The sequence below is a fragment of the Saccharopolyspora antimicrobica genome (assembly GCF_003635025.1).
GTDB classification, from domain to species: Bacteria; Actinomycetota; Actinomycetes; order Mycobacteriales; family Pseudonocardiaceae; genus Saccharopolyspora; species Saccharopolyspora antimicrobica.
The window spans coordinates 1,749,475-1,769,470 of record NZ_RBXX01000002.1; the positions used below are offsets into that span (position 1 = coordinate 1,749,475).

Here is a 19,996-nt window from a genome sequence, read left to right on the forward strand (position 1 = left end):
GGAACTACGTGGTCAGCGGCAAGCGGTAAGGCTGCTCCGGCTTTCCCGTCCGCGGATGCGGCGAGGGGGGCCCGCTCGCTCGCCAGCCGCGAGCTTCGTAGAGCCGGATCGCGCGATGGTTGTCGACGTAGACCTTCAGCTGCGCATCGGTGAAGCCGCGCGCTGTCAGCTCGGACGGCAGCGATCGCAGCAGCGCGGTCCCCACCCCCGCGCCCCACGCGGAGGGGCGCACACCGACGTAGCTCACCTCCGCCGTCGAGCCCACCGGTTCGACGGCAGCGAACCCGAGCGCTTCCTCCCCCGCCACTGCGACGAGCAGCAGCGACCGGGGAGACCGGTCGAGCACGCCCTGGATGATCGGGCGCGCGGACTCCAGCGAAGCGACCTCCGGGTCCCGGTCGCGCGCCGCCGTCGCTTCCGCCCAGATCCGTGCCGCGTCGTCGACGTGGGTCCGCGAACCGTCGATCACCCGCACGGCCGCAGAGCGCACCTCCATCACCACGCGGCTCAGCCGTTCTGCGGCCGGCGCTGGAGCAGGAGGGTGACGAAGCCGAGCACTCCGCGGTAGCCGCGCAGCCAGCCCGTGCGGTGCTCGCGCGCTGCCGCGAGCGCGGCTTCTGCATCCGGGTGGTCGGGGTTGTCGAGCGCCCAGCGGGTCAGCGAGCCGGTCCAGGACCACTCGTAGTCGTCCCACTCCCCGAGCTCGCTGATGTGCGCGTACACCGGCGTCCAACCGGCCTTCTCCGCGGTTTCCACCGTGCCTGCGAGGTCCTGGAACTCCTCCGGTGTCCCGCCGAGGGCCTCCAGCGTCGCCGCATCCGGCGGCCGCTCCCAGAAGCCCTCGCCGACGATCATGGCGCCACCAGGTGCGACGTGCTCGCCGATGGCCTGCAACGTCTCCGCTAGGCCGCCGAAGATGTGCGTCGATCCGACGCACATCACCAGCTCGCACGCCTGCGGCGGCCGGTACTCCCGCGCGTCCCCGCGCACGAAGGTCACCCGGTCGTCGAGCCGGCGCTCGCGAGCGGACTCCTCTCCCCGGCGCAGCGCTGGTTCCGACATGTCCACGGCGAGCGCCCGCGCGGTCGGATGTTCTTGCAGCGCACGAAGAACCCACTCCCCCGCCCCGCAGCCGAGATCGAGCACGAGGGCATCCGGCGGACACGCGGCCCTCTCGATCAACCGCCCCATGTTCGACGTGCTGATCGGAGTGGCGACGGGATGATCCGCATGGGCCAGAGCGCTCAAGGTGAGACGATCCATCCGGTCAGCATGATCACCGGCACGCCCGCACGCACCTGATTTAGCGGGCCAATTCGCGTCGCGCGGATCTTCCGCGCTGTTGGGGCGGCCGATTAGGTTCACCGCCATGAGTTCATCGCGGGCAGCCGTGCACCACTCCGCTTCGTCCTGGCGGCAGCCCTGCCCTCCGGCGGCTTCCGCCGAGCGCAGCGCGCTGGTCGAGGAGATCGCGAAGCGCGTGCTGGCCCTCGGCCCGGGACGTCTGCTGGTGGGGATCGACGGCTTCACCGCGGCCGGGAAGACGAGCTTCGGGCACGAGCTGGCGGCGTGGATCAGCGCTGCGGGGCGGCCGGTGCTCCGCGCGACCCTGGACGACTTCAAGAACCCGTGGCGGGACCGGCACCTGTACGACCGGGAGTCCGGCGAGGGCTACTACCGCAACGCCTACGACTACGCGTCGGCCAAGCGCCTGCTGCTGGATCCGTGCAGGTCACCGGAGGCGACATCCGCCGCGCTGTGCAGCATCGACCCGCTGACCCAGCACGACCACTCGGTCGAGACAACACCTCTCGACACCGACGCGGTGCTGATCGTGGACGGCGTGTTCGCCTTCCGCCCGGAGATCGACGAGTACTGGGACTTCCGGATCTGGCTGCAGATCGACGCGGAGCTGTCCGTCCGGCGGGGCGGCGAGCGGGACCAGGACTGGGCCGGTTCCGAGGCGGAGTCCATTCACCGCAACAGGTACCTGGAGGCCGAACGCATCTACCTCCAGGAGGTAAATCCCCTCCCGAGGATGGACGTCGTCATCGACAACTCGCTGTTCGCCAGCCCGCAGCTCGTGACACCGTGACACGAAAGCATCATCGCCTTGGATGAAAGGACCCGGGCACGGTCGGCGAATGACCCACCTTCGGTTTCGTCAGCTCGAGCCCACGTCCCGCACGAGTTGTCATGCCCCAGACGAGACGAGTTCCACCCGGCAGTAGCTCGTCGCCGCGCGCGCAAGCCGACCATCAGCGGTCACGAGCGGGATTCCGCGAACCTCCGCCAACGCCACGTAGGCGGCGTCGTAACCACTGATCGCGGAGCGAAGCTGCCACATGCGCGGAAGCAGCTCGTCGAGCGAGACGTGCTCAACACCGAGCAGCGGCAGGCGGTCAACCGCTCGAACCGCCTGCTCCTCTTTGATCTTGCTGCCCAGTGTGAGTCCGCGGACCACCGAGAAGACTTCTGCCTTCCAGTGCTCGGGGGCGGCCCACTCCACGTCGCGCCCCAGTACCGCCCTTGCTCGGCGACCGCGTTCATCTGCGTAGAGCAGCATGTTCGCCAACACCGAAGCGTCAACCACGATCACGCCGCGCCACCCGCCCCGGAACGCCCGACACCACCGTCCAGGTCTTCGGGCCTGGCCTGTTCCAAGAGCGCAGCGGCATCGGGCGCATCATCTCCAGCTCCGCCGCCCTCGGCCAGATCGCGTTCGATCTCGGAGAGAAGCTGCCGGTTGCGGCTGAACGCGGCCTGCCGCCGCAAGACGCCCAGCAGGAAGGCCTGCAGAGACTGTCCGCTCTCGCGTGCGTCACGCGCGAGAGCCTCCTTGACGTCCTCCGGCACATCTCGAATCGTCAGCACTGCCATGCATGCATTTTGCAGTCACACTGCATTCACAGTCAAGTCATCGGCATCCCAGACCCTTCGCCGCTCCAGGACGTTCCTGATCATCGCCGCGGTGAGCTTGCCGGTGAAGGTGTTCTGCTGGCTTGACGTGAGCGGATTCACGGATCCGACGAGCACGCGATTGCGGTGTTCACGCTCCGGGTGGTACGGGCGGGCACTAGCGTCCCCAGGGTGGCAACGGTTCTGAAATGCACCTCCTGCGGAGCGAACGACCTGGACCAAGGCTTCTTGCCGAACAGCGTGGACCCTGCATCGCATCGACAGGCGCACTGGGTCGAGGGCCCTGTGGAGTACGCCCTGTTCGGCGGGATCAAGTTGCGGAGGAGGAGGCGGCTGCCGATTACCGCATTCCGTTGTCGCAAGTGTTCCCACCTTGAGCTCTTCGCTGATCCGGAGCCGGACGACGAGTGATCTGGTGATGCCGGAGGCCGCTCCACGGCACCCGGATCAACCGCAACGGGTACTGGCCACGAGCTTGATCTCCCGAAGCAGCTACTGCTCTGACGCGTTCAGGCAACCCCTGCCAGACGCTTGGCGTGTTCCAGCACGCCGCGCAGCATTGCCGGCGTCAGCTTTCCGGTGAAGGTGTTCTGCTGGCTGACGTGGTAGCAGCCGAGCAGGTGCAGGGGCGCTCCGCCGTCGGTGGCCTGCAGTTCCACGTGGGCTTCGTGGCCGAACTTCGGGCGGGGTCGCGGAACCTCCCACACCGCGTCCGCGAGCACCGGGAGGAGGGCCTGCCAGCCGAAGGCGCCGAGGACGATCACCACTCGCAGGGTCGGGCGGAGCAGGTCCAGCTCGCGGACCAGCCACGGGCGGCAGGTGTCGCGTTCCGCCGGGGTCGGCTTGTTGGCCGGTGGGGCGCAGTGCACCGGGGCCGTGATCCGGGTGTGGAAGAGCTCCAGGCCGTCGTCCAGGTGGTGGGCTTCGGGCTGGGAGGCCAGGCCGACGTCGTAGAGCGCTTGGAACAGGACGTCGCCGCTGCGGTCGCCGGTGAAGATCCGGCCGGTGCGGTTGCCGCCGTGCGCAGCAGGGGCGAGACCGACGAAGCCGATCTCGGCGTCCGGTGGGCCGAAGCCGGGCACCGGGCGGCCCCAGTACTCCTCGTCGCGGAACGCCGCGCGCTTGACCTCGGCCACCTCCTCGCGCCAGGCGACCAGGCGCGGGCAGGCCGTGCAGCGGGAGATCAGCTGGTCCAGTTCGGTCAGCCGGGTGGCGGTCGGGGCGGCGGTGGCCGGGTCGCCGATCGGGTCGGAGATCAGCTTGGCAGGCGTGGTGGGCACCTCTAAAAAGTCTCAGAAAAGCGCTGCGGCGGCACGTAATGTGGTCGGCATGGCAGCCAGCGCGGACAAGACCGACGAGAGCAAGGAAACGACCACCCCGGCGGAGCCGGTCGACGACCTGGTCAGCACGCACCACACGATCCAAGTGGCCGGCGGCGAGCTGTCCTACACCGCCACCACCGGGCGCGTGGTGCTGCGCGAAGAGGTGCACGCCGACGGCAAGTTCGACGGCTTCAAGCCCAAGGCCGAGGTCTTCGTGACCTCCTACGTCGCTGACGCCGAGCCCGGCACCACCCGGCCGGTGACCTTCGCGTTCAACGGCGGCCCGGGATCCTCCAGCGTGTGGCTGCACCTCGGGCTGCTCGGCCCGCGGCGCGTCGTCTCCGGGGACGCCGGCGACCTCGCCCCGCCGCCCTACGGGCTGGCCGACAACCCGGAAACCCTGCTGGCGCACAGCGATCTGGTGTTCATCGACCCGGTGTCCACCGGCTACTCGCGGGCCGTCGAGGGCGGCACGCCGGGCGACTTCCACGGCTACAAGCGCGACATCGAGTCCATCGCCGAGGTGATCCGGCTGTGGACGACCCGCAACGGCCGGTGGATGTCGCCGAAGTACCTGGCGGGCGAGTCCTACGGCACGCTGCGCGCGGCGGCGCTGGCCGAGCACCTGCAGTCCCGCTACGGGCTCTACCCGAACGGCCTGCTGCTGATCTCCTCGGTGCTGGACATGGGCACGATCCGGTTCACCGACGGCAACGACCTGCCGTACGCGCTCTACCTGCCGACCTACGCGGCGATCGCGCACCACCACGGCAAGCACGGCGACCGGCCGCTGCGCGAGGTGCTCGACGAGGCCGAGGAGTTCGCCGCGAAGGAATACCCGTGGGCGCTGGCCCGCGGTGCGCGGCTGTCCGACGAGGAGCGGGCCGAGGTGGTGCGCCGGGTCGCGGCGCTGGCCGGGCTCTCCGAGGACTACGTGGAGCGCGCGAACCTGCGCATCGAGCACATCCGGTTCTTCACCGAGCTGCTGCGCGACCGGCGGCAGACCGTGGGCCGGATGGACGGCCGGTTCACCGGCTGGGAGCCCGACGCGGCGGGCGAGCACTTCACCGACGACCCGAGCATCTCCGGGATCCTCGGGGCCTACGCGGCGTCGATCAACCACTACCTGCGCGAAGAGCTCGACTACACCAACGACCTGCCCTACGAGATGATCAGCAGCAGGGTGCAGCCCTGGTCGTACAAGGAGTTCGAGGGCGCGAGCGTGTCCGTCGTGGACAAGCTCGGTGCGGCGATGCAGGCGAACCCGCACCTGCGCCTCCACGTCGGCTGCGGCTACACCGACGGCGCGACGCCGTACTTCGCGGCCGAGCACGTGCTGGCGCGGCTGCCCATCCCGGCGGAGCTGCGTGAGAACATCGACGTCCGCTACTACCCGGCCGGGCACATGATGTACGTCCACGAGGAGTCGCGGCTGGAGCAGTCCGCGCACCTCGCGGAGTTCGTCAACGCCCGTCCATAGTGGACACGACCGAGGCCCCCGCTCCCGATCGGGCGCGGGGGCCTCGGTCGTCGCTGCCCGAGCCGGGTCAGCGCGCGAGCCACTCGCGATAGGTCGTCCCAGCGATGACGGCATCTTCCTTCGCGATCAGGGCATCGCCCGACGCTGCGGCGAACATGCCCGCGCTGTCGTCGGTGACGACTGCGCGGCGGTCGTCCCGGGCGGCGAGGGTGATCCGGCCCAGCTCGTCGAGCGCGAAGACCTCGGGCCCGGCCACGTTGCGGGTGCCCTGCAGCGGAGCGCCCGCGGCGACGTCGGCCACGGCACGGGCGACGTCGGCCGCGGCCATGGGCTGGACGCGCGTGGCGGGCAGGCGGACCTCGTTGTCGTCGGCGGTCCAGGACAGCACCGCGTCCACGAACTCGAAGAACTGGGTGGCGCGCACGATCGAGTAAGGCACGGGACCGGCTTTGAGGATGTCCTCCTGGAGCACCTTGGCGCGGTAGTAGGCCAGGTCCGGCACCTGGTCGGCGCCCACGATCGAGAGGACGACCGCGTGACCGGTGCCTGCGGCCCCGGCGGCCGCCAGCAGGTTGTCCATGGTCTTCCGGAAGAACTCGAGCGAGGACTCGTCGAAGGCCGGCGAGTTCGTCAGGTTGACGACGACGTCGGCCCCGTCCAGCGCTTCGCGCAAGCCCCGACCGCTGAGCAGGTCCAGTCCGGTGGACGGCGAGTGCGGCACCGCCTCGTGCCCGCCCGCCTTCAGGATCTCGACCACCTGCGATCCGATGAGCCCGGTTCCACCGATGACAGCGATCTTCATGTGGTTTGGCCTTCCCCGAGACGTGTCAGCTGAGATCGCGATTCAGGCCCGGCGGTCCTTCCGCCGGTCGAGCTCTTCCTCGTCCACGAGGGAGAGCATCGGTTTGCCCGGCTCGCAGAGCATGGTGACCGCGAAACGCACCGGGACGTCGTCGCGATTGTTGCCGTCCTGGTAGTGGATGACATCGCCGCCCGGCTCCCAGAACGCCTCACCGGCCCGGACGACGCGCGCGGGCTCGCCTTCGAGTTCGAATACCATCTCGCCGTCGAGCACGTAGCCGAAGGCCGGACCGGAATGCCGGTGCGGCGGGGTGCCGGGATCGCCCGGCGGGAACTCGATGACGACGGTCATCACGTGCGCGCTGGACGGGATGAACGGGGGTTCTGCCTCCTGCAGCACGGTGAGCGCGGACTGCCACGCGTTCGATCGCGGTTCCCGCTCCGCGTTCGTCGACTCGATGTCGGGCATGGAGGACTCCCCTGAACTGCGGAAGACCCGCTCACCGGTCGATACGGACATCCGCGCGGTTGTGGCAGCTCGCTCGGTCGTGGTTCGACGGCCCGGTCCGGCATGGCCGCTGACGGTACGACCGGTTTCAGGATGCCCTCCGCGGCGGGGCACCAACCGGGGGCTTTGGTCCTTCGCGACCGGCGGGAGGTGAAAACCGACCAGTTGTTCCCGTTCTCGGGGCTGCCCGTGCTCTCCTGCTCGACCGGGTCAGCGGCGGCGGGCTTCGATCAGCCAGGCCGCCGAGTCGTAGAGCACGCCGCGTTCGGTCTGGTGCTCGGCCAGGTCTTCGCGGAGGTCGGCGATGGCGCGGGCCTTCTCATCCTCGGCGAGGTCGGCGAGGAGCCAGGCGTGCTGCTCGGCGATGAAGTCGCACGCGTCGTCCACGTCCCGGCCGAAGTACATCGGCTCGGCGAGGTCGTGCAGCCGCACGTCGTCGAAGCCGGTGGTGGACAGCAGTTCTCGGACCACGTCGGGTTCGCTCAGCGACAGCGGGCTCGGGCCGGTCGACGGCGGCAGCGGCAGGTCTCGACCGGCGGCCAGCAGTGTGCGGAACTTGATCATCCACTCGATGCGCTCCGCCGGTTGCCAGGTCAGCAGGGCGAGGCGGCCACCGGGGCGCACCGCTCGCGCGATGTTGGCGAACGCCGCGACCGGATCGCCGAAGAACATCACCCCGTGGCGGCTGATCGCCACGTCGAAGTGCGCTTCCGGGAAGTCGTGCACCTGCGCGTCGACCTGCTCGAACGCCACGTTGGACAGCTCTTCGCGCGCCGCCAGCCCGCGGGCCAGCTCGATCATGCTCGACGACAGGTCCACGCCCAGCACCGAACCGTCGACCGCGCGCCGGGCCACGTCCCGCGTCGTCTGCCCGCTGCCGCAGCCGATGTCCAGCACCTTCGCGGCGCGATCGATCCTCGCGGCGTCGAGCAGATCGTCTTGGTAGGCGGCGACGCCCTCGTTGAAGCGGTCGGCGCGGGACGTCCAGAAGTCGCCCTGGTTCCCGTCCCACGCGCGCAGCTGGTCCACATTGGATGGATCGACCGGAGTTGCCACGGAGTCCCCCTCGTCTGAAAGTGCAGCGGAGAACTCTACTCCTATCACTGAGTCGATCAACCGGTTTTCCGCCACCGGCTGATCAGCCGCGCGGCTCCGTGCACCGCCGCGAGCGATACCGGGATCATCAGCACGCCGCTCGCCCAGGAACGGGAGTCGTTCCGCCGCACGCCGGCCCGGCCGAGTTCGCGCCAGGCCCACAGCGAGTACGGGATGACCACGGTGGGCGCGGTGGCCACGCCGGGCGTGTACCCGCCGTGCAGCGCGGTGGCCGCGAGGTGGCCCACGCCGTGCGCGCCGAAGCCGAACAGGGCGCTCTGGAAGAACGGGGACCTGCCGCCGGTCTGCGCTCCTCGGATCGAGGCCGCGAGCACGACCAGGCCCATCAGCGAGATCGCCGTCCTGGCGTGCTCCTGCGACATCGGCTCCCGCATCCAGGGCGGCGTGCGGTCGGGGTTGGCCTGCGTCCAGGGGGCCATGGTGAACCACTCCTCGGCGTCGTTGGCCAGCCAGGCCAGGAACAGGCCGAGGGTCACCGATCTGCGCACTGCCATCACGCACTCCTCATTATCGTTACAAGTCGTAACGTAAATATACTGGGCCGGTGAGCGATCCGGGAAGGCCGAGCAGAGGAAGGCCGCGACGTGCGGAAACCGACCGCGCGATCCTGACCGCCGCGGCCGAGCTCCTGGCCGAGCACGGCTACGCGGAGCTGACGATCGAAGCGGTGGCGGCCCGCGCCGGAGTCGGCCGCCCGACGGTGTACCGGCGCTGGCCGACGAAGGAAGACCTGGTGGTCGGCACCCTCATCGACGCGGTGCGGCCGCTGGAGGCGCCGAAAACCGGCAACGCCGCGGACGACTTGTGCGCGATGGCGACCGACTTCGTGACGCAGCTGGCCGCCGCGCCGCTCGGGCGCGTCGTGCTCGGCGTGCATGCGGAGGGCGGGCGCAGCGCGAAGCTGGCCGCGCTGCTGCACGAGCAGTACTTGCAGCCCAGGGACGTCGCGATCACCGAGCTGGTGGAACGCGGTCGGCAGCAGGGCGAGCTGCGGGAAGACCTCACCGCGGGAACGATCCGCGACCTGGTCTTCGGACCGCTGGTCTACCGCTGGCTGATGACCGGAGAACTGGATCGCGCCACCGCCGAAGCGCTGGTCGGCGCCGCCCGGCAGGCGATCTCACCGAGTCCGTGAGCGGCTCACGCGCTCACGACTCCTCCTTCGGGTGCGTCAGGAGGAAGACCTTCGACGCGACGCGCTCCATGCTGCCGTCCCGCGCCACGACCATGCCCGCCGCGAAGTCGACCAGCTGTCTCGCCTCGGCGTTCGGCACGGCCGACAGGTCCATCAGCACGGAGTTGCCCTGCCGGAAGTAGTCGCCGACGTGGCAGACGTCGGCGTAGCTCTGCGGGTGCAGCGTCTTGACCACAGCACCAGTCTTGCCCGCTTGAGCCGGAAGTCAACTGCAAACACGTCTCTCCAGCTCAACCTCACCGAAGGATCGGCTAAGTCCTTGCCGAAGCAACCGCTCGCACCGAGCGATCGGCCCGGTTCCCCTTCGCACCAAGCCGATTTCGCGCAGAACCCTCGCGCAGCGTCGATTGCGCGCGAAATCGACCATCGCCCTCACCGCGGAGCCGCCAGCGGGGCGAGTGCGGTGGGCCGGGCCGCGCCTGCGGCCGCCGAGCCGGTCAGCAGGTCGGCCAGGTCGTGGGCCGGTGACTGCTCGTCGGTCGGCGTCGCCGCCGCGATCCGGTCCAGCCGGAAGCCTCGGCCCGCTCGTCGTTCTCGGCACCAGGCGATGAGGTACCAGCTGCCACCGGCGGTGAGCAGTCCGGCCGGTTCCACCGCGCGGTCGCTCGCCCGCCCCGCCTCGTCGACGTAGGACAACAGCAGCACCGTGCCGTTTGCCAGGGCGTGCTCCACCGCGGACCGGACCGATCCCGCGGTTCGGTCCGGCAGCGCGACGATCCGCGCGGCGAGGCCCTGCGCCGCGACCGCCGCGGGACCGGTCATCGAGGCCGCGATCTTCTGGGACGCCGTGCGCGCCGCGTCGGCGTAGGGAGCGTCGGCCACCGCGAGCGCGGCTACCAGCGCCGACGCTTCTTCGGCGGTGAAGCGGATCGGCGGGAGCGTCATCGCCGGGTCGATCGACCAGCCCCCGCCGCGCCCGGACGTGGTGCGCACCGGGACTCCGGTCTCCAGCAACGTCTGGAGATCGCGCTGCACAGTGCGGGTGCTGACCTCGAACCGCGCTGCGAGCACCGCGACGGTCAGCGGACGCGGGGCGACCGCGCGCAACTCCTCCACCAGCGCGTAGAGCCGAGCAGTCCGGTTCATGAGCTCGACGCTACCGTCACGCGCTGACCAGGAAATCCCGCTCGCGCTGCTGCTCCCGCTCGGTGATGGTCAGCGGGAACAGGGTGAAGCCGTGCATCGCGCCGGCGACGACGCCGAGCTGCACGGGCGCCTGCCACCGCGCCGCCAGGAAGAGCGAGTCGTCCAGCAGCGGATCTTCGGTGCCGACGACGATCCGGGCGGGCGGCAGCCCGGTGACGTCGGCGAACAGCGGCGAGATCTCCGGGTCGCGGCGCTCTTCCGCCCCCATTCCCGGCGTGAAGCGCTCGTAGATGCGCCGCAGCGAGTCGGTGTTGGTCAGCAGCTGCCGGGAACCGAACGAGCGCTGGCTCGGCGTCATCGACAGGTCGTACGGGCCGAAGGTCAACTGGGCCGCTCGGAACGCGCCGGTGATGCCGTGCCGGTCGCGCAGGCGCAGCAGCGTCAGGACGCTCAGGTGGGCTCCGGCCGATTCGCCGCCGATCAGCAGCCGCCGGGTGCCGAACTCGGTGGCGGCGTGATCCACCAGCCACCGGGCGACGGCTTCGCAGTCGTCGGGTGCGGCCGGGAACGGGTTCTCCGGCGCCAAGCGGTATTCCACGCTCACCACGGCCAACCGCGCCTCGACGGCGAGCCGCCACAGCTTCTCGTCCTGCCCGTCCGCGGCTCCGAGCGCCCAGCCACCGCCGTGGATGTGCAGGTAGACGCCGTCGACGTGGTCCGGCACGAAGGCCCGGACCGGAACACCGGCGACGACGCGGTCCTGTCCCTGCGGCAGGCGCACCGGCGGCGCGTCGCCACCGAGCCGGTTGCGCCGCAGGAGTTCCAGCGAAGCGGGTGCCTCACCGCGAGACGCCTCGAACTGCTCGTTGAAAGCCGTGGTCTCGGCGAGGCAGTCCTCATCAATGATCGTCATGCGCCGACTGTCGCAACCGGTAGCGACAACCCCGTGTCACCTTTCGCGGGTGAGCTGGATCACGGGAGGGTGTTGCGGGCGGTGCTGTGAGTGGTGGGGGACCGGCACCGCCCGCAACCCTGGTGGTCAGGGCAGCTCGCGGCGGACCGCTTCCGCTGCGCCGACCAGGTTCTCCAGCGCCGGTTCGACCTCCGCGTAGCCGCGGGTCTTCAGGCCGCAGTCCGGGTTCACCCAGATCCGCTCCGCGGGCACCGAGCGCAGCGCCGCCCGCAGCAGGTCGGTCACCTCGGCCGCGTCCGGCACGCGCGGCGAGTGGATGTCGTACACGCCCGGCCCCACGCCGCGGCCGAAGCCGACCGCGTTGAGGTCCTCCAGCACCTCCATCCGCGACCGGGCGGCTTCGATGCTGGTGACATCGGCGTCGAGCGCGACAATCGCGTCGATCACGTCGCCGAACTCCGAGTAGCACAGGTGCGTGTGGATCTGGGTGGAGTCGGCGACGCCGGAGGTGGCCAGCCGGAACGCCGACACCGCCCACGCCAGGTACGCCTCGTGCTGGGCCGCGCGCAGCGGCAGCAGCTCGCGCAGCGCCGGCTCGTCCACCTGGATCACCCGGATCCCGGCCGCCTCCAGGTCCTGCACCTCGTCACGGATGGCCATCGCGACCTGCGCCGCGGTCTCGCCCAGCGGCTGGTCGTCGCGGACGAACGACCAGGCCAGGATGGTGACCGGGCCGGTGAGCATGCCCTTGACCGGCTTCGCCGTGAGCTTCTGCGCGTAGGTCGCCCACGCCACGGTCATCGGCTCCGGCCGGAACACGTCGCCGTAGAGGATCGGCGGCCGCACGCACCGGGAACCGTAGGACTGCACCCAGCCGTTGGCGGTGCTGATGAACCCGTCGAGGTGCTCGGAGAAGTACTGCACCATGTCGTTGCGCTCCGGCTCGCCGTGCACCAGCACGTCGAGGCCGATCCGCTCCTGCAGCTCGATCACGCGCTTGATCTCGTCGCGCATCCGCTGCTGGTAGGTGGCGCGGTCGATGCGCCCGGCCGTGAACGCCGCACGAGCTCTGCGGACGTCGGTGGTCTGCGGGAACGAACCGATCGTCGTGGTGGGCAGCGGCGGCAGCTGCAGCGATTTCTGCTGCGCTTCCCGGCGTTTCGCGTAGTCGCCGCGCCGCGAGTGCTCGGGCTTCAGCGATTCCAGCCGCGCGCGGACGCGGTTGTTGCGCACGCGGGTCGCACCGGCCCGGTCGTCGATGGCTGCGCGCGCGGCGGCGAGCTCGTCAGCCACGGCCTCGCGGCCGTCCTTCAGCGCACGCCCGAGCACGACGACCTCGCGGACCTTCTGCGCGGCGAAGGCCAGCCAGGACTTCACCTGCGGGTCGATGTCCTCGGTCTCGACGTCGTAGGGCACGTGCAGCAGCGAGCACGAGGTGCCCACCGAGACCTCGCCGGCCAGGCCGAGCAGGGTGGCCGCCGCGGTGAGCGCGCGGTCTAGGTCGGTGCGCCAGATGTTGCGCCCGTCGACGAGCCCGGCGACCAGCGCCTTGTCCCGCAGGCCGGGCACGCCGGACAGCGCATCCACAGTGGACGGTTCGGTCACCAGGTCGACGGCGAGCGCTTCCACCGGCGTGCCCGCCAGCACCCGCACCGCCTCGCCGAAGTCGCCGAAGTAACCGGCGACCAGCAGCTCCGGCCGAGCGGACAGCCCGCCCAGCTGCCGGTACGCATCACCGAGCGCGGCCAGCTGTTCCGGCGTGCGGTCGGCGGCGAACGCTGGCTCGTCGAGCTGCACCCGCTCGACCCCGGCGCGGTGCAGCTCGCGCAGCAGTTCCGCGTAGGCGGTCAGGAGCTCGGGCAGCTTGTCCAGCGGCCGGAAGGACTCGGGCGCGCCTTCCGCGGATTTGGCCAGCAGCAGGAACGTCAGCGGGCCGACCAGCACCGGGCGCGTGGTCACCCCGGCTTCCAGAGCCTCGCGGTACTGCTCGACCGGTGTGCGGTCGGCCAGCGAGAACTCGGTGTCCGGGCCGATTTCCGGCACCAGGTAGTGGTAGTTGGTGTCGAACCACTTCGTCATCTCCAGCGGCGGCACCGCTTCCACGCCGCGCGCCAGCGCGAAGTAGGTGTCCAGCGGACCGAGGCCCAGCGCGGCGTAGCGCGGCGGGACGGCACCGAAGGTGACGGCGGTGTCGAGCACCTGGTCGTAGTAGGAGAAGGTGTTGCCGGGCACCGAGTCCAGGCCGGCGTCGCGCAGCTCGCGCCAGGTCCTGACGCGCAGTTCCCGGGCGGCCTCCCGCAGTTCCGCTTCGCTGGAACGGCCCGCCCAGTAGCTCTCCAGCGCCCGCTTCAGCTCTCGCTTCGGGCCGATCCGGGGGTATCCGAGTACGGTCGATCCGATCTTGCCGGTCAAGTCCTCACCTCGCGAGCTCGACATCAGTGTGCCGAGGTCGGGCGGGCGTGGACCAGCGGGCAGGCAGCGGCCGCTCGTCGGTCAGGTCCTCCCGCGAGACCTCGGACCGCGCGCGCCGGGTCGGCGAGCGCACCGGTGGCAGGTCTTCGGACTCGCGGGCGTTCTCCGAACCGGAGGCTCCTACTGGCCGTCGCTTCCCAGACCTCGCGGTCCAGTGCTCGATGACGGCGGTCGTTCCCGCTCACCGCTGCGGGGCAGTCCCGGATTCGCACCGGGTTCCCTCTTGCCTCGCCCACCTCCGGAAACGTCCGGGAGCAGGCGAACCACCAGCACGGCCAAGGCTATCGACCGGCCCTCCGATGGCAAGGCCCGTCGCTCCCCCGGCCGTCGGGCACCGGCGCTGAAGTCGATCTATGCCGTGCTGAGATCCGCGCCACACACGATCAGCCGTACGTGCGAGATGTAGTATGTGTACTACATAAAGAGGCACTTTCAATACAGAAGGTACTGGGGAGATGACAGCGACCAACGAACACGCCGCGTTGGCACCGCCGATGGCCGAGACCGCGCTCGACGTCAAAGACCTGCGGATGACCTACGGCGCGACTGACGTGCTCAAAGGCATCGACTTCACCGCCCGCCGCGGTGAGGTGGTGGCGCTGCTGGGCCCGAACGGGGCGGGCAAGAGCACCACGATCGAGATCCTGGAGGGCTTCCGGATGCGCTCCGGCGGCGACGTCCGGGTCCTCGACGCCGATCCGGCGCACGGCGACGAGCGCTGGCGGGCGCGGCTCGGCATCGTGCTGCAGTCCTGGCGCGACCACGGCAAGTGGCGGGTGCACGAGCTGCTGTCGCACCTGCGCGGCTACTACACGCCTTACGCCGAGCCGTGGGACACCGACGAGCTGATCCAGGCCGTCGGCCTGACCGAGCACGCGGGCAAGCGCATCCGGCAGCTCTCCGGCGGGCAGCGGCGCAGGCTGGACGTGGCGATCGGCATCGTCGGCCGCCCGGAGCTGCTGTTCCTGGACGAACCGACGGTCGGCTTCGACCCGCAGGCCCGCCGCGATTTCCACGACCTGGTGCACCAGCTCGCCGACGCGAACACCACCGTCCTGCTCACCACGCACGACCTGGACGAGGCCGAGAAGCTGGCCGACCGCATCCTGATCCTGGCCGGCGGCCGCATCGTCGCCGACGGCTCCGCAGAGCAGCTCTCCCGCCAGATCGCCGCCGATTCCGAGATCAAGTGGTCGGTCGACGGCCAGCGGTACGTGCACTCCGCGGCCAACGCGACCGGCTTCGTCCGCGAGCTGTTCGCGCAGCACGGTGACGCCGTCGCCGACCTCGAAGTGCGCCGCGCGACCCTGGAGGACACCTACATGGCGCTGGTGCACGCGCACGAGTCCGGGCGCGGCGAGGCGGCCGCGCTGCAGTTCGCGAACGTGGAGGTGGAGCGGTGAACGCCAACGCGGTGCGCGTCGGGCTGCGGCGCGGGTGGATCGAGTTCCGCCAGACCTGGGGCAACCGGCAGGACCTGATGGGCTATCTGCTGCCGACGGTGATCCTGCTGGGGGTGCTGTCCTTCCAGCGCGACGCCGTGGTCGCGGGCATCTCGCTCGGCGCCACGAGCGTGCCCGGGGTGCTCGGCATGACCATCGCCTTCGGCGGGCTGGTCAGCCTGGGGCAGCTGATGGTCACCGAGCGGGAGGACGGCACGCTGCTGCGCGCCAAGGCCGTGCCGCACGGCATGTTCGGCTACCTGATCGGCAAGCTCGTGCTGGTCACCGGCATGACGCTGACCAGCATCGCGATCCTGCTGATCCCGTCGCTGGTGATGTTCGAGGGCTTCACGCTCGGCATCGGCTCGCTGCTGGGCCTGCTCGGGATGACGGTGCTGGGGCTGGTCGCGACGATCCCGATCGGCGCGACCATCGGTTCGCTGTTCACCAGCCCGAACAGCATGGCGCTGATCATGCTGCCGATGATCGGGCTGATCGTGATCTCCGGGATCTTCTTCCCGGTCACCACGTTCCCGGAGTGGGTGCAGTGGATCGCGCAGGTCTTCCCGGTGTACTGGCTCGGCCTGGGCATGCGATCGGCGCTGCTGCCGGACGAGATGATGACGCTGGAGATCGGCGAGTCCTGGCGGCACCTGGAGACCATCGGAGTGCTCGGGCTGTGGGCGGTCGCCGGACTCGTCATCGCGCCGGTGGTGCTGCGCCGGATGGCGCGCCGCGAGTCCGGTTCCACCGTGGCGGCGCGCCGCGAGAAGGCCATGCAGCGCGTGGTCTGAGGCCGGAGAGGAACATGAGCGAAACGATCTACAACCGCATCGCGATGCTGCGCGCGGAACGCGGTACCTCCCGCCGCGAACTGGCCGAGGCCCTCGGCGTGCACTACCAGACGGTGGGCTACCTGGAGAGGGGCGAGTACAGCCCGAGCCTCCACCTGGCCCTCCGCATCGCGGAGCACTTCGAAGTGCCGGTGGAAGTGGTCTTCTCCACCCGCCCCTTCCCCCGCCTCGGCAGCTGATGCGGTGAAGCCGGGGTCGTGAGTGCGAAACCCGGGGCTCCGCACTCACGACCCCTCACGAGATCACCCCGCGAGGCGCTGCTTCGCGAGCCAGTCCTCGAAGGTGAGCAGGCCCGGGTGGATCTTGCGGAGGGCCGGGATGTCCACCTCGGTGAGGTCCAGCTCGTTCATGGCCTTGTAGGCGCGGTACAGCACCGGGTTCTGGTCGCGGAGCGGTTCCAGCGGCATCTCGACGTGGCGGAACTCGCGGCCCGCCGCGCGGGAGAGCGCAGCGGCGATCTGCGGCGGTGTCAGGGAATCACCGGCGATCTCCAGCGCTTCACCGGTGTAGGCGTCCGGGTCCTCGAACGCCAGCGCGGCGAAGGCCCCGATGTCCTCCAGCGCGATCAGCGGTTGTGACACGTCCGCCCGGACCGCGCTGACCAGCTCGCCGTCGCGGGCCGACTGCCCCGGCATCATCGCCAGGTAGTTCTCCATGAACGACACCGGCCGGAGCATCGTGGCAGGCACGCCGAGCTCGCGGATGCGCTGCTCGATCGCCCACTTGTTCTCCAGCGTCGGGATGCCGGTCGCCCGCTCGGCGTTGAACGCCGAGGCGTAGACGAGGTGCCGTACTCCGGCGTCCTTCGCGGCGCCGGCGACGTTCTCGCCCCAGCGGACTTCGTCCTCGGCTCTGATGTCCGGCGTCAGCTCCGGCGTGACGAAGGTCGGCTGAACGCTGAACACGCCCCGCACGCCGCGCATCGCGGCGGCGAGCGCCGCCCGGTCGCCCATGTCTCCTTCGACCACCTCGGCCCCCGCCTCGGCGAGCCTCCGGGCCGCCGCACTCGCGGCGCTGCGGGTGAAGGCGCGCACGCTCCATCCCCGCTTCAGCAGGTGGGCCACCGTGGCGCCGCCCTGCTGACCGGTGGCACCGACGACGAGCACGGTCTTGTCTCCTGTGGACACTGCTTCCTCCGCCAATCCGGAACAAAAACGGAACGGTAGCCCCGCTTACATCCGCGGACTATACGGAACGCGCGCCCCGGTTGTCCACGGACGCGCTAGGCTCAGGGCGTGACGACCACGAACACCCAGGGGAAACGACTGCGCGCGGACGCCCAGCGCAATCGGGATCGCGTGCTCGCCGCAGCCCAAGAGCTGTTCGCCGCCGAAGGCCTCGCGGTCCCGCTGGACGACATCGCCCGCCGCGCCGGCGTGGGCCCGGGCACGGTCTACCGCCACTTCCCCACCAAGGAAGCGCTGTTCGACGCGGTCGTCTCCGAGCGGATCCGGCGCATGGTCGACCGAGCCCGCGAACAGGCGGAGGCCGACGACCCGGGCCAGGCGTTCTTCGACTACTTCCGCCTGGTCGTCGAACAGGCCTCGCTCAACAAGGACATCTGCGACGCGCTGGAATCGACCGGCAGCCGAGCGGAAGCGACCTGCCTGGCCCACGACTTCGACATCGCGCTCGGAGTCCTACTCGAACGGGCGCAGCACTCCGGCGCGGTGCGCCCGGAGCTCACACCGGCGGAGCTCCACTCGCTGATCATCGGCTGCATCACCATGCACCGACGCGCGGCAGCCGAGAACCGCATGCCTCAGGAGATCGAGCTCGTCGTTAACGCGCTCCGCGCCACCTGAGGCCACAAACGAACGAAGGGCACCTCTGACCGAGTTGGTCGGAGGTGCCCTTCGGCTCTCGTGGAGCTCGTCAGGAGACCACGTGCGGGCGTTCTTCGGCGAAGTGGCAGGCCGAGGGGTGGTCGCCGAGGCGGACCTCCAGCTGGGGGACCTCCTCCGCGCAGCGGTCCTGGGCCTTCCAGCAGCGGGTGCGGAAGCGGCAGCCCGAGGGCGGGTTCGCCGGGCTCGGCACGTCACCGGTCAGGCGGATGATCTCGCGCTTGCCGCGCAAGGTCGGGTCCGGGACCGGCACCGAGGACAGCAGCGCCTGCGTGTACGGGTGCTGCGGGTGCTCGTAGATCTGCTCGTCCGTGCCGATCTCGACCATCTTGCCCAGGTACATCACCGCCACCCGGTCCGACAGGTGGCGGACCACCCCGAGGTCGTGGGCGATGAAGACGTAGGACAGGCCGAACTCCTTCTGGAGGTCTCCGAGCAGGTTCATCACCTGCGCCTGGATGGAGACGTCCAGCGCCGACACCGGCTCGTCGCAGACGATCACCTTCGGCTTGAGCGCCAGCGCCCGCGCGATGCCGATGCGCTGCCGCTGACCGCCGGAGAACTGGTGCGGGTAGCGCTGGATGTGCTCGGGGTTGAGCCCCACCACCTCCAGCAGCTCCTGCACCTTGCGCCGCCGCTCGCCCTTCGGCGCCACCTCCGGGTGGATCTCGAAGGGCTCGCCGACGATGTCGCCGACGGTGCGCCGCGGGTTCAGCGAGGTGTACGGGTCCTGCAGCACGATCTGCAGGTCGCGGCGCAGCTTGCGCAGCTCGGAGCCGCGCATCTTGAACATGTCGCGGCCCTCGAACAGCGCGCTGCCGCTGGTCGGCTTCTCCAGCCGCATCAGCACCTGCGCCAGGGTCGACTTGCCGCAGCCGGACTCGCCGACCACGCCGAGCGTCTCGCCCTTGTGCAGGTCGAACGACACGCCGTCGACCGCCCGAACCTGCCCGATGGTCCGCTTGAACAGCACGCCCCGCGTCACCGGGAAGTGCTTGACCAGGTCCTTCACCTGGAGGATCGGCTCAGCCACGGCTCATCATCTCCTCCGCGAAGTGGCAGGCGCTGATCCGGCCCAGCCCGAGCTGGTGGTACTCCGGGACCTCCGCGCTGCAGCGCTCCTCGGCGCGCGGGCAGCGCGGGTGGAACGGGCAGCCCGGCGGCGCCGCCAGCAGGTTCGGCGGCAGGCCCTTGATCGTCTCCAGCTCCTGACCCTTGAGGTCCAGCCGCGGGATCGACCGCATCAGCCCCTCGGTGTAGGGGTGACCCGGCTGCTTGTACAGCGAGTACGCGTCGGAGGACTCCACGATCCGCCCGGCGTACATCACCACGATCCGGTCCGCGACCTCGGCGACCACGCCCAGGTCGTGGGTGATCAGGATCAGGCCCATGCCGCGCTCGCGGCGCAGCTCGTCGAGCAGGTCCATGATCTGCGCCTGCACCGTGACGTCCAGCGCGGTGGTCGGCTCGTCGGCGATGAGCAGTTCCGGATCCAGGGCCAGCGACATCGCGATCATGGCGCGCTGCCGCATGCCGCCGGAGAACTGGTGCGGGTACTCCTTCACGCGCTGCTTGGCGTTCGGGATCTTCACCTGGTCCAGCAGTTCGACCGCCTTCTTCATGGCGTCCTTGCGGGACATGCCACGACGCAGCCGGAGCTGCTCGGCGATCTGGAACCCGACCGTGTAGACCGGGTTCAGCGCGGACAGCGCGTCCTGGAAGATCATCGCCATCGACTCGCCGCGCAGCTCGCGCCGACGGCTGTCGGTCGCGCTGAGCAGGTCCTCACCGCGGTAGCGGATCGCGCCCCCGGTGATCGCCCCCGGCGGGATGTCGAGGATGCCCATGACGGTCTGCGCGGTGACGCTCTTGCCGGAACCGGACTCGCCCAGCACCGCCAAGGTCTCACCGGCGTCGACGTGGTAGTTGACGCCGTTGAGGACCTTGGCCACCCCATCGCGGGTGCGGAACTCCACGTGCAGGTCCTCGACCTCCAGCAGGCGTTCTCCCGCGGTCTTCTCGTCCTCAGTAGACAAGGGATTCT

Annotated in this window: 23 protein-coding genes and 1 riboswitch; of the genes, 7 read left to right on the plus strand and 16 right to left on the minus strand. The window is 70.1% G+C overall.

Translation table 11 applies throughout. The features are described from left to right. Positions 1-4 precede the first annotated feature (4 nt). Both ATL45_RS08675 and ATL45_RS08680 read right to left on the minus strand, forming a co-directional pair. On the minus strand, positions 5-490 hold the full coding sequence (locus ATL45_RS08675; protein WP_170210202.1) for a GNAT family N-acetyltransferase: 486 nt from the start codon (positions 488-490) through the stop codon (positions 5-7). Positions 491-507: 17 nt separating this feature from the next. Continuing rightward, on the minus strand, positions 508-1,191 hold the full coding sequence (locus ATL45_RS08680; protein WP_211841199.1) for an SAM-dependent methyltransferase: 684 nt from the start codon (positions 1,189-1,191) through the stop codon (positions 508-510). A gap of 178 nt (positions 1,192-1,369) precedes the next feature. Between ATL45_RS08680 and ATL45_RS08685 the strand changes: the two genes are divergently transcribed. Next, entirely contained in the window at positions 1,370-2,095 is a 726-nt protein-coding gene (locus ATL45_RS08685; RefSeq protein WP_093152679.1) for a nucleoside/nucleotide kinase family protein, read from the plus strand. Between the two features lie 99 nt (positions 2,096-2,194). Here the strand turns inward: ATL45_RS08685 and ATL45_RS08690 are convergent, their stop codons facing one another. From ATL45_RS08690 to ATL45_RS08705, 3 genes are all read right to left on the minus strand, one after another. Beyond that, the gene (locus ATL45_RS08690) at positions 2,195-2,599 is read right to left on the minus strand and encodes a type II toxin-antitoxin system VapC family toxin (protein WP_093152677.1); all 405 of its coding nucleotides are present in this window, start codon (positions 2,597-2,599) and stop codon (positions 2,195-2,197) included. After that, positions 2,596-2,880 carry a FitA-like ribbon-helix-helix domain-containing protein gene (locus tag ATL45_RS08695; protein ID WP_093152675.1) on the minus strand — a complete coding sequence of 95 codons (285 nt, stop codon included), beginning with the start codon at positions 2,878-2,880 and terminating at the stop codon, positions 2,596-2,598. Before ATL45_RS08695 ends, ATL45_RS08690 begins: the two co-directional genes overlap by 4 nt. A gap of 548 nt (positions 2,881-3,428) precedes the next feature. Then, positions 3,429-4,124 carry a uracil-DNA glycosylase gene (locus ATL45_RS08705; RefSeq protein ID WP_439332484.1) on the minus strand — a complete coding sequence of 232 codons (696 nt, stop codon included), beginning with the start codon at positions 4,122-4,124 and terminating at the stop codon, positions 3,429-3,431. A gap of 124 nt (positions 4,125-4,248) precedes the next feature. Here ATL45_RS08705 and ATL45_RS08710 point away from each other — a divergent pair, with 124 nt between their 5' ends. Further along, positions 4,249-5,721, plus strand: coding sequence for a S10 family peptidase (locus tag ATL45_RS08710; RefSeq protein WP_093153403.1), 1,473 nt, complete (start codon positions 4,249-4,251; stop codon positions 5,719-5,721). 67 nt (positions 5,722-5,788) lie between these two features. Here the strand turns inward: ATL45_RS08710 and ATL45_RS08715 are convergent, their stop codons facing one another. The 4 genes from ATL45_RS08715 to ATL45_RS08730 form a co-directional block, all read right to left on the minus strand. Further along, positions 5,789-6,523 carry an SDR family oxidoreductase gene (locus ATL45_RS08715; protein ID WP_093152670.1) on the minus strand — a complete coding sequence of 245 codons (735 nt, stop codon included), beginning with the start codon at positions 6,521-6,523 and terminating at the stop codon, positions 5,789-5,791. A 42-nt stretch (positions 6,524-6,565) separates the two neighbouring features. Beyond that, positions 6,566-6,991 (minus strand): cupin domain-containing protein, encoded by a 426-nt coding sequence (locus ATL45_RS08720; RefSeq protein ID WP_093152668.1) that lies wholly within the window; start codon positions 6,989-6,991, stop codon positions 6,566-6,568. A gap of 249 nt (positions 6,992-7,240) precedes the next feature. After that, positions 7,241-8,086 (minus strand): class I SAM-dependent methyltransferase, encoded by an 846-nt coding sequence (locus tag ATL45_RS08725; protein WP_093152665.1) that lies wholly within the window; start codon positions 8,084-8,086, stop codon positions 7,241-7,243. A gap of 56 nt (positions 8,087-8,142) precedes the next feature. Next, the gene (locus ATL45_RS08730) at positions 8,143-8,640 is read right to left on the minus strand and encodes an HXXEE domain-containing protein (protein WP_211841200.1); all 498 of its coding nucleotides are present in this window, start codon (positions 8,638-8,640) and stop codon (positions 8,143-8,145) included. A gap of 50 nt (positions 8,641-8,690) precedes the next feature. On the opposite strand from ATL45_RS08730, the gene ATL45_RS08735 reads away from it, so the two are divergent. After that, on the plus strand, positions 8,691-9,281 hold the full coding sequence (locus tag ATL45_RS08735) for a TetR/AcrR family transcriptional regulator (protein WP_093152663.1): 591 nt from the start codon (positions 8,691-8,693) through the stop codon (positions 9,279-9,281). A gap of 13 nt (positions 9,282-9,294) precedes the next feature. Here ATL45_RS08735 and ATL45_RS08740 read toward each other — a convergent pair whose 3' ends face one another. From ATL45_RS08740 to metE, 4 genes are all read right to left on the minus strand, one after another. After that, positions 9,295-9,516 carry a cell division protein SepF gene (locus ATL45_RS08740; RefSeq protein ID WP_093152660.1) on the minus strand — a complete coding sequence of 74 codons (222 nt, stop codon included), beginning with the start codon at positions 9,514-9,516 and terminating at the stop codon, positions 9,295-9,297. Positions 9,517-9,713: 197 nt separating this feature from the next. Then, a complete protein-coding gene (locus tag ATL45_RS08745; RefSeq protein ID WP_093152658.1) occupies positions 9,714-10,427 on the minus strand; it encodes a helix-turn-helix transcriptional regulator in 714 nt (237 codons plus the stop codon). Positions 10,428-10,443: 16 nt separating this feature from the next. Then, positions 10,444-11,340 (minus strand): alpha/beta hydrolase, encoded by an 897-nt coding sequence (locus ATL45_RS08750; RefSeq protein ID WP_093152656.1) that lies wholly within the window; start codon positions 11,338-11,340, stop codon positions 10,444-10,446. Positions 11,341-11,466: 126 nt separating this feature from the next. Beyond that, a complete protein-coding gene (gene metE / locus ATL45_RS08755; RefSeq protein WP_093152652.1) occupies positions 11,467-13,752 on the minus strand; it encodes a 5-methyltetrahydropteroyltriglutamate--homocysteine S-methyltransferase in 2,286 nt (761 codons plus the stop codon). A gap of 120 nt (positions 13,753-13,872) precedes the next feature. Then, positions 13,873-14,095, minus strand: a riboswitch (cobalamin riboswitch). 172 nt (positions 14,096-14,267) lie between these two features. On the opposite strand from metE, the gene ATL45_RS08760 reads away from it, so the two are divergent. Genes ATL45_RS08760 through ATL45_RS08770 form a run of 3 tightly spaced genes read left to right on the plus strand, consistent with a single transcriptional unit; the run spans position 14,268 to position 16,287 of the window. Beyond that, positions 14,268-15,215, plus strand: coding sequence for an ABC transporter ATP-binding protein (locus tag ATL45_RS08760; protein ID WP_093152650.1), 948 nt, complete (start codon positions 14,268-14,270; stop codon positions 15,213-15,215). After that, entirely contained in the window at positions 15,212-16,048 is an 837-nt protein-coding gene (locus ATL45_RS08765) for an ABC transporter permease (RefSeq protein WP_093152647.1), read from the plus strand. Before ATL45_RS08760 ends, ATL45_RS08765 begins: the two co-directional genes overlap by 4 nt. 14 nt (positions 16,049-16,062) lie before the next feature. After that, complete coding sequence (locus ATL45_RS08770; protein WP_093152645.1) at positions 16,063-16,287, plus strand: helix-turn-helix transcriptional regulator; 225 nt, start codon at positions 16,063-16,065, stop codon at positions 16,285-16,287. A gap of 63 nt (positions 16,288-16,350) precedes the next feature. On the opposite strand, the gene ATL45_RS08775 is transcribed toward ATL45_RS08770, so the two are convergent. Further along, positions 16,351-17,235: an NmrA/HSCARG family protein gene (locus ATL45_RS08775; protein ID WP_093152641.1), complete on the minus strand. Its 885-nt coding sequence runs from the start codon at positions 17,233-17,235 to the stop codon at positions 16,351-16,353. A 108-nt stretch (positions 17,236-17,343) separates the two neighbouring features. On the opposite strand from ATL45_RS08775, the gene ATL45_RS08780 reads away from it, so the two are divergent. Then, a complete protein-coding gene (locus ATL45_RS08780) occupies positions 17,344-17,913 on the plus strand; it encodes a TetR/AcrR family transcriptional regulator (RefSeq protein ID WP_093152639.1) in 570 nt (189 codons plus the stop codon). A gap of 70 nt (positions 17,914-17,983) precedes the next feature. Here the strand turns inward: ATL45_RS08780 and ATL45_RS08785 are convergent, their stop codons facing one another. Both ATL45_RS08785 and ATL45_RS08790 read right to left on the minus strand, forming a co-directional pair. After that, complete coding sequence (locus ATL45_RS08785; RefSeq protein ID WP_093152637.1) at positions 17,984-18,985, minus strand: ABC transporter ATP-binding protein; 1,002 nt, start codon at positions 18,983-18,985, stop codon at positions 17,984-17,986. After that, positions 18,978-19,988 (minus strand): ABC transporter ATP-binding protein, encoded by a 1,011-nt coding sequence (locus ATL45_RS08790; protein ID WP_093152634.1) that lies wholly within the window; start codon positions 19,986-19,988, stop codon positions 18,978-18,980. Before ATL45_RS08790 ends, ATL45_RS08785 begins: the two co-directional genes overlap by 8 nt. Positions 19,989-19,996: the final 8 nt, after the last annotated feature.

What these genes read in the sequence shown, in the direction of transcription:
- ATL45_RS08680 (WP_211841199.1), bottom strand. Translation starts at nt 1,191, where the DNA reads ATGGGGCGGTTGATCGAGAGGGCCGCGTGTCCGCCGGATGCCCTCGTG.
- ATL45_RS08685 (WP_093152679.1), top strand. Translation starts at nt 1,370, where the DNA reads ATGAGTTCATCGCGGGCAGCCGTGCACCACTCCGCTTCGTCCTGGCGG.
- ATL45_RS08695 (WP_093152675.1), bottom strand. Translation starts at nt 2,880, where the DNA reads ATGGCAGTGCTGACGATTCGAGATGTGCCGGAGGACGTCAAGGAGGCT.
- ATL45_RS08710 (WP_093153403.1), top strand. Translation starts at nt 4,249, where the DNA reads ATGGCAGCCAGCGCGGACAAGACCGACGAGAGCAAGGAAACGACCACC.
- ATL45_RS08715 (WP_093152670.1), bottom strand. Translation starts at nt 6,523, where the DNA reads ATGAAGATCGCTGTCATCGGTGGAACCGGGCTCATCGGATCGCAGGTG.
- ATL45_RS08720 (WP_093152668.1), bottom strand. Translation starts at nt 6,991, where the DNA reads ATGCCCGACATCGAGTCGACGAACGCGGAGCGGGAACCGCGATCGAAC.
- ATL45_RS08730 (WP_211841200.1), bottom strand. Translation starts at nt 8,640, where the DNA reads ATGGCAGTGCGCAGATCGGTGACCCTCGGCCTGTTCCTGGCCTGGCTG.
- ATL45_RS08745 (WP_093152658.1), bottom strand. Translation starts at nt 10,427, where the DNA reads ATGAACCGGACTGCTCGGCTCTACGCGCTGGTGGAGGAGTTGCGCGCG.
- ATL45_RS08750 (WP_093152656.1), bottom strand. Translation starts at nt 11,340, where the DNA reads ATGACGATCATTGATGAGGACTGCCTCGCCGAGACCACGGCTTTCAAC.
- ATL45_RS08760 (WP_093152650.1), top strand. Translation starts at nt 14,268, where the DNA reads ATGACAGCGACCAACGAACACGCCGCGTTGGCACCGCCGATGGCCGAG.
- ATL45_RS08770 (WP_093152645.1), top strand. Translation starts at nt 16,063, where the DNA reads ATGAGCGAAACGATCTACAACCGCATCGCGATGCTGCGCGCGGAACGC.